The organism is Pseudoalteromonas ruthenica (genome assembly GCF_008808095.1).
In the GTDB taxonomy this organism is placed as follows: Bacteria; Pseudomonadota; Gammaproteobacteria; order Enterobacterales; family Alteromonadaceae; genus Pseudoalteromonas; species Pseudoalteromonas ruthenica.
In genome coordinates, this window is the sequence record NZ_CP023396.1 from 2,832,465 (window position 1) to 2,844,584 (window position 12,120).

Here is a 12,120-nt window from a genome sequence, read left to right on the forward strand (position 1 = left end):
CCTAAGGGCTCGCCGAGGTTGGGTTAGTTTTTACGTAGGTGGGTGTTGCCACTAATGGTGGTTACTTGCACTTCGGCTTCGCCTTGGCCTAGTGTGAAGTGCAGGCTTTCACCCGTACCATACTTGGCTTCCACGGCTTTATCATCGCTCAGTTCGTTGCGAATATCGCCGCCAGCATGGGCTTCTAAATCAAACCGTGCTGACAGATCGCTGGGTAGGTAGAGATCTAAATCACCACTGACGCTCTCGGCGCGGATTTGCCCGTCGGCATGAAGCTTCGCCACACGGACCTCAAGCTCGCCATTGACGGTATTAATTTTTAAGCTACCTAGGGCTTGGGCATTGAGCTGTAGATCACCGTTGACGTTTTCAAAGCGGATATCTTCAGCGCGGGTGCTCGATTCCACGTCGCCATTGACTAAGGTCATTTGTAATTGCCCTTGTGAATCAAGGTCGTTGATATCACCATTGACGGTTTGATAACGGATCTCTCCAGCTAGGTTTACGCCGTCAATATCGCCATTTACGGTCTCTAAATTGAGCTTGCCCTGTAACTGCTTGGCGTCAATATCGCCATTCACCGTTTCCACACGGGTATCATTGTGCAGTTCACTGACCATAACATCAACGCTCACCCCTTCCATCACTAAGGCACTGGCATGGGGCATGTATATGGTTAACTTAGACCCCTCGTCATTGTCATTATTATGCCCCCAACCTTGATTGTAGCGTTTGGGCATATCAACAATAAAATCAGTACGCTGACCACGGTTCTCAAGGGTATAGCCCTCGGCTTTGTCATCCAGCTCGCCGGTCACTTTAAAAGTGTTTTTATCCCAACCTTTGATAATGACTTCGCCACGTTGGTTATCGATATAAATACGGCCATCCTTTGGCACGTCGAGTTGCTCATCAATTTTTTCGCCAGCGAAGGCCAAAACCGGGGCTAGCGCTAATGTATAAATAATTGCTTTCATTGTTATGCTCCTAAATACGCTGTAATACTGCGCCCTGCTTGGGCTGGTGTACGTTGTTAATTAAATTCAGTTGTTGTTGATAAACCTGCGCGAGCATATTAAGCAAAGCGCGGTTGTTAGGTTGTTCTTCAAGCGCGGTTTTGATTGCTTGCTCCGCTTGCTCGAGCTCTTGTAATTGCTGTTGCCAATTATCGGTCAGCGCCGGTTGTGCTTGATACTGCACCAGTAGACTCTGCTTTTGTTGCTCGAATACATCGCTTATCACCGCGAATTGGTTACTCGGTTGCGAGCCTTGTTGGCTTGGTAAATTGAGCCCGATTACGGCGACTAAAATGGCAGCGGCGGCACTACCCAAAGCTGGTTTAAACCAGCTTTTATCGGCTGTATGCGTGTGCGCATTAATCCCCTGCTCAATACCGGGCCAAAGATCGCGCTCCGGGCTGATCTCTTTTTGCTGTTGTTGCAGTTGCTGGTTTAGAAACTGCTCAAAATCAGGTTTACTCATGCTCGTACCACTCCTTTAACAGCCCTCGGGCGCGATGGTATTGTGACTTTGAAGACCCCACCGCCATATTCATAATCTTGGCTATCTCTTCATGGCGATAGCCCTCTACTGCGTGCAGAACAAAAACTTGTCGTGCCCGTTCAGGTAGCCGCACTATGAGTTTATCAAGGCCGTTAAGCTCTTGGCATTGAGCCACTTGTTCATGCTCCATGCCCTGCTCTTCACTGCTCACGACGCGTTGCAGCCAGTTTTTTTGTTTGCGTAAATGGCTAATGGCAATATTGCTGGTTACGCGATGCAACCAAGTACTAAATTGCGCTTTGCCATCAAAGCTGTGTATTTTTTGCCACAACTGCACAAACACCTCTTGGCTCACATCCTCCGCCTGAGTGGTGTCAGCCGCCAAACGCAAACACAAGGCATAGACTCGCTTAATATGCTGCTGATACAGCTGTGCAAAGGCCTGCTGATTGCCCTTTTTCACCTGTTGTATCAGTTCTGCCTCGTTTGGCGGCGGTGGTGCGGTTGCCCTTGCCTCTGCGGCATGACCCTGCATGCGATATATCCTGTTGTTGTTATTCGCTTTGTTACTGTATTAGACGCGCACTAAAGTACAAAGGGTTTAAATGGGTTTTAAATTTTTTTATTTATTTTTTTGCGTTCACTGAAAGTGTAAGGACATTGGATTTTTAGGGCGTATAGGATAATCTTGTGGTGCAAGGAATACGCAGCAATAACGGAGATTCAAGGATGATAGACGAAATACAGCCCAACTATGCAAGCTATTCAATAGACGAACTTGAAGACGCATTAAGGCACGTGGACAGCGAGGCCTACCCGCAAAGAGTGCAAGCGATTAAGCAAGAGCTACAAATCAAACGCGCACAACATACTGCCGCTAAACAAGCTAACACTGAGCACTCAGATAATGAGCAGTTTTTTAAATGCCCGTCTTGCCTTAAGTCCATTAGCTTTTTCTCTAAAGCAGCAAACTCTTGGGGGAAAACCAAAACATGCCCGCACTGCGGCGCGCACTTCGAGGTTCGCATGAACTATGTTGCTTTGGCTATTGCCGTGGTGCCTTTGGTGTTCGTGCATCGCCTGCTATTCATACCGATTTTAGTGGCGATGGGACTACCTGGCGCTATCGGCATGGGTATTGTCACCGGCACGGCTATGGCCTTGTCGATGCGCTTTAAAAAGCCCTCTCAGGATTAATTTATGGCAAACGCTCAACGGGAAAACTTATAAAGGCCTACATTTGAATAACATAGCAATCATAGTGATACGCCTATACCAACGCTTTGTCTCCCCTTACAAAGGATTTCGTTGTGCCCATGCGTGCTTACATAAAGGTGCATCTTGCTCTAACGCCGTCCTTGCCATAGTAGAGCAACACGGCTTTTTTCGTGGTTACGCCAATATCAAAGCACGATTGCATGCCTGTAAATTGGCCCACGCCACACTGCAACTCAACGCTCAAGAAGAAAGCAACAAACGCAAAAAGAAAGAAAACCGCCATGACTGCTGCGACCCATCCGCAGCATGTGACGCAGCCAGCTGTGCCGGCAAAGGTGAGCATTGCGACTTAGCCGAGCTACCTTGCAGTTGTTGGCCTTAGATGCAAATACTGACTTTTACCTCGTGTATAGATGCAATGCACTAAAAAGCCCCTTTATAGGGGCTAGATTGGTAGTAGGGATAGTTAAACTCGCTAAGGTGATAGCTCCTCCGGGGTTTTATACTGCCAGCCAAGGAATATCACTCGGCGCTGACCACCTAAATTTCCACCTTGTGACTTTTTCAGCGCGGTGTCGTAATGAATATCACCATCACCACATACACTGACCCTTTTCCCCCGAATGGCCCCGTACAGCTCACCACTGGCACCAAACTTTACATTGCTATAGGGTGCATAAATAGTTCCGTACATTTGTCCCGTGCCCGATAGCTCAACACCAAAGTCGCCCCCGCATTGGGTTGCTGCGGAGTTATCTTGATACCCAGAATACAGACTGAAAGGCGGTAGCTTGTTGCTATTAAGTGTTTTCTTGAGCACGTTAACGGGTTGCTGAATTTGACTTTTACCTTGAACAAATAACGTCAAACTTGCACCTTCATTGATATTTAGTGCGCTATTACCATTGGTTGTAAGCTTGAAATCGCCATTAATGTAAAAAACGACATCTCCCTTTGCAATCGTCAATTCAGCTCCATTAATAATCAGATCATCTAGAAAGTATACCGATCCGTATTGCCGCCCCAATATAGAAGTTGAGGTTGGCATGTAGATAGAACCAAAACTATCACGGCCTTGTTCGTCGTCGAACTGTGCATGATTACCCCATCCTGTCACATTGAGTCCCTGACGAGGCAACTTTTGCTGCAGCTTTGCTAACTCAGAGGGCAACGAGTAAGGATCACAGTTGGTGTCTGGGTCTTTAGGGTCGTGGTTAGGATCCTCGCTGTTACTGGCAGGAACAGCGGGAACGGTAACAGTTTGGTGATAAGGCGCACCTTTATAATTAGTGCCGGCGATAGAGTCTTTATTATTTTCTTCCGTGGTATTGTTACCACCATACAGAACGGCTAACCCATTATTGTTGATATTTCTAACAGCAAATGAGGGAGTAAAATGAACATCTTGCTCGGCTCTTACCACCCCTAATATATGGCGCCCCTGATAAGTAACACTGCCTTTTGCCAAAATATCACCGCCAATTCGCGTTTTCACAGGAAAACCAGGCGGTATCGTATAATCTCCTGAGCTACCGCCACTGACATCAATATCGCCATTGGCATGAACAGTCCCGGATATAAATCCTGCTCCGGTAATGTTGATGTTTCCTGTTGCACGGACATCACCCCACGTGGAAGAACCACCACTGACAACGATATCCGCATTAGGTGAAATCGTTTTCACATGCGCCTGGGTTGAGGCGTTGTCGCGATCGTACTGGCCATCAAGCTGCTGCGAATCATAGCTATCTATGTTCCCACCCGCTGAATTTAAGACTCCATCACAGCCAACTATGGCGGTGTTAAAAGGCGCATAGCCACCGTTACTGGTAACAGCGTATCTGGCCACTAAATTAGCCTCTGCTTCACCAGCATAACGCTCTCCTAACGCAGCGATTTCCAGCTCACCCGCCCCATTTTTATTTAGCTGTGCGCGATACTTTAGGTCTCCCTTATGAATGGAACCACTGTGTGCTTGCTCAGTTTGCGCTACGAGCTCGTCAATATCAGCATCAGGGTTTGCATGCAGTTGCTGCTGTACTTTCTCAGCCTGAGCAAAAACGGCTCGTTCAGACATCATCCGCGCATTAACTTTCTTCTGAAAGTTGCCACTGAGGCGCTCTTGCACGATGCTGTCTTTTAGTGAAGTAAATACCACCACGCTAGCGACCACGGTTAATAACATCACACTGACTAGAGTGAAGCCCTGCTGTTGCTTCATGAACTTGCTCCGTATAGTTCACTTAAAATTAATCGCGACGCTGCAATATCGATTTGTACTTGGCCTCCAAACTGCTGCGGCAATCCCTGAGGAGTAACATTAATGGTGGTGAGCTTGGTGGTCGCATCATAGCTAAAACTGAGCGCCGTCACACCGGTCAAGATGTCTTCGCCGCCAGCGCCCATATCACACTGTATACGCCCATCAACCAAGCGGTATTGCTCAATATAATCAGCGCTAGGCGTGGTGCCCAAACACGATAAAACGCCCGCCTGTTGCTGAACCCGCAGCGTACTGCCATCAGCACTGACCACAGGCGCAAATGGGGTTTGTTTAAGGCTGCGAGTGAGCACCTGAGAAGTGAAACGAACCACCTCTTGTGCATTTTCTAGCTCTTTAGTCGCACTTACAGTGCCTTTGATAGTGGCGTAAGAAAGCCCAATGCCAGCGATTAAAAAGCTACCTACGGCTAAAGCAACCATTAGCTCAACTAAAGTAAAACCTAAATGAGCGCGTTTCATAAGCCACACTCCGCAGCCGAGAGCGTTGGATATTGAGCAAAAATGCGCAACTTAGATTGCAGGCCATCATCAAGGCGACTATCTGGCCACTGCACTTCAATGGCTAAATCGTCGTTAAAATTAGCGGGAAAGGTAATGCTGTAGTCATCGATTTGCGGTGCTAAGGTGGTGTTTTTGAAGTTGCCGTTAAAACCACCGCCATGCTTGAGCGCGCATAAATTTGGCCAGATGCGCTCTGCAGCATTGTTGGCCTGTACAATGGCCATGGTGTAGTTGAAGCTGCTCGTCGCATACTGCAATGACTTGAGTTGTGCGCTGCCCAGCCCCAACAAGGCAATGGCTGCAATCGCCACCGACACCATAATTTCTAATAACGAAAAGCCAGACTGGATTGCTTTTACACGCATGCTTCACCTTCCTCAGCTAGCCAGCTTTGGCCGCTGCGTAGTACGCATAAGCGATAGTCCGTGGTACTGGCATCATTGTCAGTGATCAATATATTAGTGGCGTTGTTAAGCTCACCAGTGATGGCAACAATGCGGTTAGGCAGCGCAATCGTTAGCGAGCTATGTTGCTTGGTAAAAGCTCTTAGCACGGCTTCATTTGCTTCACCTGGATTGGCTACCACTTGCCACTGTTCGGCTGAAGCGCGCAAATTAATAGCTCGCTCACGCTTAACAGCTTCGCTGCGAGCGAACTTAAACACACTATGAAGTTGGTTCGCGTGATTGACAATGCGGTCTTGCTTTATGAACTGTATATACGACGGCGTGGCGATAATAGCGGCGATAGCGATGATTGCTACCACCACCATTAACTCAACTAAAGTAAAGCCTAGGGCTGAATATCGTCCTTGATGCATTGGGTTAATTCCCCCAACAATCGTCGTCATCACCACCGCTGGCGCGTTGCTGACCGACTTCGTTGATACTCAGGGTGCCACACTCGTCGCCACTCTGTGCCGCTTTGGGAATAGCCCGCAAGGTGAACTTTTTAGCATCATAATGTGCGCCGCCGCTACTAGAGATAGTTGGCTGCGGGGCATACCGCAAGGTGTAATAATCAGATGTGGGGAGGGTAAAGTTACTAGGGTATCCGCCCATACGAGAATATGTACGTTCAAGCACGGCAACAACTTGCAGCATATTTTGCTGCATATCCGCACGGCGTCCTTTTTCCATATACTCGCTGTAGGCTGGCATCGCCACTGCATACAAAATACCGATAATAGCGACCACTATCATCATTTCTATCAGGGTAAAACCGCGTTGAAGCATTCCTTGTAAGCGCATTGTTTTGCCTAGAATTTTATTAAGACTGGGTTAAGATATAATGACAACGCTGTCAAAGTCAATTTTATTACTCCACATTTGTGCATAAGTTATTCTTTAATTTAATGCAAAAGTAACAGCAATTTCGTTAATGACTTATAAACGAATAAAAATAACATCTAAGTTGTAGGTTTTTTCCCTTATCTAAGGTATAGGTATGAGGATAGTATTAGCCTGGGTAACGAAAACATACGACAAGATCTACCTGTAAGCATTTGCTCGACGCAGAGCATCACCTCCTAATATAAAGCGCTTTGTCAGGTTGAAACCTGACCTACAAAAGTCAACCTTTTTGATTCACGCTGTCTATCAAGACTTTTTGTGGAATGCGCTTGAAACAACGAATAGGACTGCAGGCGGGTATAAGAAAGAACAGCTTCACTGTCGCCGCTTGAGGATGACAAGCTCTGCAAGAAACGAGCAATGCCAACATCAGACAGGCATAAAAAAACCGCGCCTAAGCGCGGTCTTTATAAAGCTAATCGACGATTAAGCTTCAGCAATAACGATCACTTTGATAGAAGCCATCACTTCTGCGTGAACCTGGATTGCTACGTCGAATTCACCTGTTTCACGGATAGTACCGTTAGGTAGGCGAACTTCTGATTTAGCTACTTCGATGCCCGTTGCAGAGATCGCATCAGCGATGTCACGAGTACCGATTGAACCAAATAGTTTACCTTCGTCACCAGCTTTAGAAACTAGCGTCACTTCTGCAAGTGCTTCAAGTTTCTCAGCGCGAGCTGTAGCAGCAGCTAGCTCTTCAGCGATTTTCGCTTCAAGCTCAGCACGACGTGCTTCGAAAGTTTCGATGTTAGCTTTAGTTGCAGGAACTGCCTTACCTTTCGGGAACAGGAAGTTACGTGCGAAACCAGATTTAACAGAAACCTGGTCACCTAGGCCACCTAGGTTTGCGATCTTGTCTAGTAGAATAACTTGCATGTCTCTACACCTTTTAAAAACTGTTAATCCGCTGCTTACTTGTGTAAGTCAGTGTATGGAAGAAGGGCTAGGTAGCGAGCACGCTTGATAGCAGTTGCTAGCTGACGCTGATACTTAGCGCTAGTACCTGTGATACGGCTAGGTACGATTTTGCCACTTTCGGTAACATAGTTTTTAAGAGTAGCTAGATCTTTATAATCGATTTGTTTTACGCCTTCCGCTTTGAAGCGGCAGAACTTACGACGTCTGAAGTAACGTGCCATGAGTATTTTCCTCAATTAATTCTTTCAATTTGCTGAGCATGCAGTACCAGTTGACTGAGGCCGTTTCGGCCTTGGTGGCGGTTTAAAAACCCCCGTACTCGCACTGACTGCTCAACTTGCAAATATTGTGTTGCTGATTGATGCTCCGAACCACTTGCTACCACCTGAATACGCACATAACTTTGACGGTTTAGTTGCGCTTCAACCTGTATTGAACGGTGCTCTAGCACGAAAATACAGTGGGGTACACCGGCCGGGCTTTGACTGAACTTAGGGGCCTTACAAACAGTGCCACCTAATTCGACTAGATTGAGCGCTTGCTCACTAGGCGTTTCAGCCATTACAACCACGCAGAACGATTAAGCTTCAGCAGCTTCTTTTTTCTCTTCTTTTGCAAGAGGAGAAGCTTCAGTTACTGCATCTTTAGTGCGCATAACTAGGTTACGAAGCACTGCATCGTTGTAGCGGAAAGAAGTTTCAAGCTCGTTGATTACTTCAGTAGGTGCTTCAACGTTCATTAGAACATAGTGTGCTTTGTGAAGCTTTTCGATTGGGTAAGCCAGTTGGCGACGGCCCCAGTCTTCTAGACGGTGAATCTTACCGCCAGCTTCAGTGATAGAACCAGTATAACGCTCGATCATACCAGGAACTTGTTCACTTTGATCTGGATGAACCATGAATACGATTTCGTAATGACGCATGGGTATTCCTTACGGTTAATATAGCCTTCCACCGTTTCGGCCGGTCGGTTTAAGGCAAGGAATTAATGTTAAATGGCCGAAATGAGCGCGTATTCTACGCATTGTTGGCAAATTAAGCAACTTAAAAGAAGGCGAATACCAGTAAATTACGCCTGATTGATGCGAGGTAATGACATAGAATACGGAGCCAGACACACACCTTACAATATCAAGGGGGTGCATGCCTAACAGGCGTTATGCGCTTCGCTGTCTGAGTACTTCAAACAAGCTAATGCCAGTCGCGACCGAGACATTTAGGCTAGATACCGTGCCCACCATAGGGATTTTCACCAGCACATCACAGTGCTCACGCGTTAAACGGCGCATACCATCGCCCTCAGCCCCCATAACCATGGCGATAGGGCCGGTGAGGTTGGCATCAAACAATGTGGTATCGGTCTCTCCTGCCGTGCCGACAACCCACACCCCAGCATCTTTAATTTCACGCAAGGTCCGTGCGAGGTTAGTCACTTGCACTAACGGCACCACTTCAGCAGCACCACAAGCGACCTTTCGTACCGTCGCATTTAACTTCGCCGACTTATCCTTAGGCACGATAACCGCGTGCACACCGGCAGCGTCCGCACTACGCAGGCAGGCCCCCAAATTGTGAGGATCAGTGATGCCATCTAAGACCAACAAGAAGGGCGTTTGCTCTCGGCTAATAATGGCGTCTAAGTCACGCTCGTTATATTGTTTACCTTGGCGAACTCGAGCAATAATGCCTTGATGCTGTTCGCCTCGGGCTTTGTCATCCAGCGCTTTACGCTGCATAAACTGCACCGAAATACCGAATTGCCGAGCCTGATTGATCAACGCATTTAGACGCTTATCATCGCGCCCTTTTAAAGCATACAGTTCAATGAAGCGCTCGGGCTCGCGGCTGAGGATGGCTTCGACACTATGAAAACCAAAGATTAATTCGTTACTCACTGGGACTCTCTACTTTTTCGTTTTCTTACGAGCATTTTTACCTGCTCGTGACTTTTTCTTGCTTTTACTGGCCTTTACATTTTTGCCAGCTGTTGCTTTTTTGTCTTTAGAGGCTTTCTTTTTACCGCCACTTTTCTTACCACTGGGTGTTGGCTTATTACCTTTTCCTGGAATATCGCCCGCTTTAAGCTTATCGCGCACCGAAGGCTTTTTCGCCTTGCGCCGAGCATAACGATCGGGCTCTTGTTGCGCCAGGGCAAGATTGATACGGCGCTCTTCTAAAGACACCGAGGCCACTTGCACCGATATTTTATCACCCATGCGATACACAGTACGACTGTGCTCACCGACAAGGCAATGTTTAGCGCCATCGAAGTGGAAAAATTCATCACCCAGGTTAGCAATATGAACCAGACCGTCTATTTGCAGATCATCTAAGCGTACAAACAAGCCAAAATTAGTGACCGACGAAATAACCCCGCCAAAGTGCATGCCAACATGATCCTGCATATACTCGCACTTCAACCAATCAGCGACTTCACGAGTCGCATCATCAGCGCGGCGCTCGGTCATTGAACACTGCTCACCGAGTTGATCTGCTTCATCATCGTTGTATTCATACTCACCACTGGTTTGCTGCCCTTGCGCTTTGAGTATGGCCTTGATAGCGCGATGCACGACCAGGTCGGGATAACGGCGGATTGGTGAGGTAAAGTGCGCATAAGCGGGCAGTGCCAAACCAAAGTGACCAATGTTGTCAGGCTGATAAACGGCTTGCTTCATCGCTCGCAGCAACATCGTTTGAATCAGCCCCAACTCAGGGCGATCGGCTAATTTGTCGATGGCAGCGGTAATCTCCGCTGGCTCGGGAGAATCCCCAAAGGGGTTCTCTATGCCGAGTTCACCAAGGAACTGGCGAAAGTGTCCAAGCTTCTCACTGTCCGGTTCATCATGCACACGATACAAGGCACTGGCCTCGTGCTTTTCTAGTAACCGCGCCGCTGACACGTTCGCTAAAATCATGCACTCTTCGATAAGCTTATGGGCGTCGTTACGCACAACGGGTACTATAGACTCAATTTTGCGCTGCGCGTTAAACACAAACCGTGTTTCTAGGGTTTCAAATTCGATGGCACCACGCTCTTGACGCGCTGCTTTTAGCGCCACATACATCTGCTGCAAGTCTTGCAGATGACCCACTAGGGGCGCGTACTCTTCACGCAATTTTTCATCGCCTTCTAAAATTGCGTGCACCTTGGTGTAGGTAAGGCGCGCGTGCGAGTTCATCAATGCTTGATAAAAACGATAGCCTGAGAGCTTACCGGCTGCGGAGACGGTCATTTCCGCAACCATACACAGGCGGTCGACCTTCGGATTCAGTGAGCACAAGCCATTGGATAGCACCTTAGGGAGCATGGGAATAACTTGCTCAGGGAAATACACTGAGTTACCGCGATTAATCGCTTCTTGATCTAAAGGGGAGCCTTTTTGCACATAATGGGAGACATCAGCAATCGCCACCCATAGGCGCCAACCACCGGACTTTTTGCGCTCACAAAATACAGCGTCATCAAAATCTCGGGCATCTTCGCCATCAATGGTGACCAAGGGCAAATGACGCAGGTCAACGCGCCCTTGTTTGTCTTGCTCTGCCACCTGCTCGCCTAAAGGAGCCACCTGCTCCTCAACTTCTTGTGGCCACTGATGAGGGATTTCATGATTTCGCAGTGCTACCTCAATTTCCATACCCGGTGCTAAATGCTCACCGAGCACCTCTGTGACCTTGCCTACCGCATTCATGTGGCGGCTTGGGCTTTGGGTGATCTCAATTTGCACCATTTGGTTGTGGCGCGCACCTTTTTCTGCCCCAGGGACAATAATGATATCTTGCGTAATGCGTGGGTCTTCTGGCACAACCACAGCCATACCATGCTCAACAAAGTAACGGCCAATGATTGGCGCACGCTCGCCTTCAAGTACTTTCACAATGCGTGCTTCAACCTTGCCACCTTGGCCACGTGAGCCCGCTTTAGCTAACACCACATCGCCATGTAACACGGTGTTCATTTGGTGGCGAGCAATAAACCAGTCTTTAGGTTCACCTTCGACTTGCAAAAAACCAAAGCCGTCACGGTGGCCAATGACCTTACCTTTGACTAAGCCACTATCATCGGGAATAACGTAACATTTGTGCTTATTGAAATGCAGCTGCCCTTCACGCTCCATGGCGCGCAGGCGGCGCTTAAAGGCAATTTGACGCTCACTGTCATATACATCCAGCTCGGAACAAAGTTGGCTGAAATTAGCAGGCTTAGCGCGTTTTTTAATGTGGTCGAGGATGAACTCGCGGCTGGGGACGGGGTTTTCGTATTTTTGCTGTTCTCTATCGAGGTATGGATCCTGTTTGGTCATTCAATAACTTATACGGTGACTTATGGTGTTATTTTA

The 12,120-nt window shown here is 47.8% G+C and carries 16 protein-coding genes; 2 read left to right on the top strand and 14 right to left on the bottom strand.

Annotation, left to right across the window (positions count from 1 at the left end):
* Positions 1 to 23 precede the first annotated feature (23 nt).
* From PRUTH_RS13230 to PRUTH_RS13240, 3 genes are read right to left on the bottom strand one after another with little or no spacing between them, the layout of a single operon-like run.
* Entirely contained in the window at positions 24 to 977 is a 954-nt protein-coding gene (locus PRUTH_RS13230; RefSeq protein ID WP_045979200.1) for a DUF4097 family beta strand repeat-containing protein, read from the bottom strand.
* Positions 978 to 987: 10 nt separating this feature from the next.
* The gene (locus PRUTH_RS13235) at positions 988 to 1,482 is read right to left on the bottom strand and encodes a hypothetical protein (RefSeq protein WP_022945635.1); all 495 of its coding nucleotides are present in this window, start codon (positions 1,480 to 1,482) and stop codon (positions 988 to 990) included.
* Positions 1,475 to 2,038, bottom strand: a complete 564-nt coding sequence (locus PRUTH_RS13240; RefSeq protein WP_151173484.1) for an RNA polymerase sigma factor — start codon at positions 2,036 to 2,038, stop codon at positions 1,475 to 1,477. The genes PRUTH_RS13235 and PRUTH_RS13240 overlap by 8 nt, the downstream gene beginning before the upstream one ends.
* A gap of 194 nt (positions 2,039 to 2,232) precedes the next feature.
* On the opposite strand from PRUTH_RS13240, the gene PRUTH_RS13245 reads away from it, so the two are divergent.
* Both PRUTH_RS13245 and yidD read left to right on the top strand, forming a co-directional pair.
* Complete coding sequence (locus tag PRUTH_RS13245) at positions 2,233 to 2,700, top strand: hypothetical protein (RefSeq protein WP_022945633.1); 468 nt, start codon at positions 2,233 to 2,235, stop codon at positions 2,698 to 2,700.
* Positions 2,701 to 2,743: 43 nt separating this feature from the next.
* Positions 2,744 to 3,103, top strand: a complete 360-nt coding sequence (gene yidD, locus PRUTH_RS13250; RefSeq protein ID WP_151173485.1) for a membrane protein insertion efficiency factor YidD — start codon at positions 2,744 to 2,746, stop codon at positions 3,101 to 3,103.
* 93 nt (positions 3,104 to 3,196) lie between these two features.
* On the opposite strand, the gene PRUTH_RS13255 is transcribed toward yidD, so the two are convergent.
* The 11 genes from PRUTH_RS13255 to rnr all read right to left on the bottom strand — a co-directional run bounded on the left by PRUTH_RS13255 (position 3,197) and on the right by rnr (position 12,084).
* Positions 3,197 to 4,942 carry a DUF7305 domain-containing protein gene (locus PRUTH_RS13255; RefSeq protein ID WP_151173486.1) on the bottom strand — a complete coding sequence of 582 codons (1,746 nt, stop codon included), beginning with the start codon at positions 4,940 to 4,942 and terminating at the stop codon, positions 3,197 to 3,199.
* Complete coding sequence (locus PRUTH_RS13260; protein ID WP_151173487.1) at positions 4,939 to 5,463, bottom strand: PilW family protein; 525 nt, start codon at positions 5,461 to 5,463, stop codon at positions 4,939 to 4,941. Before PRUTH_RS13260 ends, PRUTH_RS13255 begins: the two co-directional genes overlap by 4 nt.
* On the bottom strand, positions 5,460 to 5,870 hold the full coding sequence (locus PRUTH_RS13265; RefSeq protein WP_022945629.1) for a type IV pilus modification PilV family protein: 411 nt from the start codon (positions 5,868 to 5,870) through the stop codon (positions 5,460 to 5,462). Before PRUTH_RS13265 ends, PRUTH_RS13260 begins: the two co-directional genes overlap by 4 nt.
* Positions 5,861 to 6,355 (bottom strand): GspH/FimT family pseudopilin, encoded by a 495-nt coding sequence (locus PRUTH_RS19315; protein WP_239385572.1) that lies wholly within the window; start codon positions 6,353 to 6,355, stop codon positions 5,861 to 5,863. The genes PRUTH_RS13265 and PRUTH_RS19315 overlap by 10 nt, the downstream gene beginning before the upstream one ends.
* Positions 6,330 to 6,755 carry a type IV pilin protein gene (locus PRUTH_RS13275; protein ID WP_151173488.1) on the bottom strand — a complete coding sequence of 142 codons (426 nt, stop codon included), beginning with the start codon at positions 6,753 to 6,755 and terminating at the stop codon, positions 6,330 to 6,332. The genes PRUTH_RS19315 and PRUTH_RS13275 overlap by 26 nt, the downstream gene beginning before the upstream one ends.
* Before the next feature lie 528 nt (positions 6,756 to 7,283).
* A complete protein-coding gene (rplI, locus tag PRUTH_RS13280) occupies positions 7,284 to 7,736 on the bottom strand; it encodes a 50S ribosomal protein L9 (protein WP_022945626.1) in 453 nt (150 codons plus the stop codon).
* Positions 7,737 to 7,771: 35 nt separating this feature from the next.
* The gene (gene rpsR, locus PRUTH_RS13285; RefSeq protein WP_022945625.1) at positions 7,772 to 7,999 is read right to left on the bottom strand and encodes a 30S ribosomal protein S18; all 228 of its coding nucleotides are present in this window, start codon (positions 7,997 to 7,999) and stop codon (positions 7,772 to 7,774) included.
* A gap of 11 nt (positions 8,000 to 8,010) precedes the next feature.
* Positions 8,011 to 8,340: a primosomal replication protein N gene (gene priB, locus PRUTH_RS13290; RefSeq protein ID WP_022945624.1), complete on the bottom strand. Its 330-nt coding sequence runs from the start codon at positions 8,338 to 8,340 to the stop codon at positions 8,011 to 8,013.
* Positions 8,341 to 8,358: 18 nt separating this feature from the next.
* A complete protein-coding gene (rpsF, locus tag PRUTH_RS13295) occupies positions 8,359 to 8,700 on the bottom strand; it encodes a 30S ribosomal protein S6 (RefSeq protein WP_022945623.1) in 342 nt (113 codons plus the stop codon).
* A 234-nt stretch (positions 8,701 to 8,934) separates the two neighbouring features.
* Positions 8,935 to 9,672 (bottom strand): 23S rRNA (guanosine(2251)-2'-O)-methyltransferase RlmB, encoded by a 738-nt coding sequence (gene rlmB, locus PRUTH_RS13300; protein WP_022945622.1) that lies wholly within the window; start codon positions 9,670 to 9,672, stop codon positions 8,935 to 8,937.
* A gap of 9 nt (positions 9,673 to 9,681) precedes the next feature.
* Positions 9,682 to 12,084 (bottom strand): ribonuclease R, encoded by a 2,403-nt coding sequence (gene rnr / locus PRUTH_RS13305; RefSeq protein ID WP_151173489.1) that lies wholly within the window; start codon positions 12,082 to 12,084, stop codon positions 9,682 to 9,684.
* Positions 12,085 to 12,120: the final 36 nt, after the last annotated feature.